Here is a 1,627-nt window from a genome sequence, read left to right on the forward strand (position 1 = left end):
CAGGACAGAAGTCTCAGTACTAATAATGCATGGGCTGCAGCAGAACGTGCCGAAGATGAACAGATACAACTCTACGTCGTGGGACTAGATATTGATAGTTAGCTTGCCAGATGTTATAACAAAACTGTAAGATATTGGTAGTTAGCTTGCCAGATGTTATAATAAAACTGTAAGATATTGGTAGTTAGCTTGCCAGATGTTATAATAAAACTGTAAGATATTGGTAGTTAGCCAGATGTTATAATAAAACTGTACGATATTGGTAGTTAGCTTGCCAGATGTTATAACAAAACTGTACGATATTGGTAGTTAGCCAGATGTTACTTGTATGTAATGTTTCTGTATATCTTTTGTTATTATTATGTTAAAAACCCAAACAGTACATCAACATCAGGACAAAATCTTCAATGTAAGTATACATATACTGTATCAGACACAGATGCAGGATTTTCAAAGAGAGGGGGATGTTAACGTTATTACAGATTATTTTTCGGCATCAGTGGTGTTAATATACCAACTTTTGACACTCGTCGTGTGCAAGTACAACATAAGAAAGTAGCTCCATGACAAGTTTTACTTGTCACAATATTGACACGTTCCAATAGTCCATTTTATTTCAAAATCTATTATGTGGATAAAAAAGATCGGAGAAAATATTGATAGTTATCTTGATTTGTTTATTTCAGATAACTATGACAACAAAGCATCAACAGCTATAGATTACTCTGATATTAATGAAGTTGTCGAAGAAGAAACAGATAAATCATTTGCTTTTGTTGGTTTGTATATTTGTTGGCTATTACCATCACTTAGTGTCATTATCCATCTGTAAACTGTTCACATTTTAATCTTCTTCTCTGAAACCCCTAAGCCAAATGAACTGAAACTTGGTAGGAATCAGTTATGTAAGGTCTTCTATAAAGATTGTAAATTTCATCCTGATCCGTTTACAAACATGGCCGCCACAGTCAATTCTTGTTTCTGAATGGTGATTTCTAAAAAAATCTTCTCCTCTGAAACTGCATTGCCAAATGAACCGAAATTAGGAAGGAAGCATCTATGGAAGGTCCTATATAATGATTGCTCATCTCGGCTCGATGCGTTAAAAAACATGGCCATCACAGGCAAATCTTGTTTCTGGATGGCTGAGTTCTGAAAAATCTTCTCCTGTGAAACCGTTTTGCCAATTGAACCGAAATGTGGTTAGAAGCATATTATGGTAGGTCCTCTATAAACATGGCTTCACATACTGACGGCTATAAAAACATTCTGCAAATTGTGCGTTCCAGTTCGGTGTAATACACTTACACACTCAACTAATGAATATCTTCTTAACATACATGTAAAGCGCAAAGGTGACACCCAAATGTTGTATCCTCTCTCGAACATGCGATACCACTGAAATTCCGAACTATTGTGTAATAAAAGTCATTTTGTTAGCTTGTTCTACTTATATTGATATTTTTAGCTCACCTGGCCATAGGCCATGTGAGCTTTTGTCATGGGTAAGTGTCTGTCGTCCGTTAGCTTTTCACATTTAAATCTTCTTCTCTGAAACCACTGAACAGATTTGAACCAAACTTGCCAGAAATGTTCATTGGGTGGTCCTCTACCAGATTTGTGTTTT

The 1,627-nt window shown here is 35.7% G+C and carries 1 protein-coding gene; it reads left to right on the plus strand.

Going from position 1 to position 1,627, the window contains the following annotated elements; genetic code table 11:
* The first annotated feature begins 628 nt into the window (after nt 1-628).
* Nucleotides 629-832 carry a hypothetical protein gene (locus tag PSN35_RS07610; RefSeq protein WP_300031686.1) on the plus strand — a complete coding sequence of 68 codons (204 nt, stop codon included), beginning with the start codon at nt 629-631 and terminating at the stop codon, nt 830-832.
* Nucleotides 833-1,627: the final 795 nt, after the last annotated feature.

It is taken from the genome of Candidatus Thioglobus sp., assembly GCF_028599055.1.
Taxonomy (GTDB): domain Bacteria; phylum Pseudomonadota; class Gammaproteobacteria; order PS1; family Pseudothioglobaceae; genus Thioglobus_A.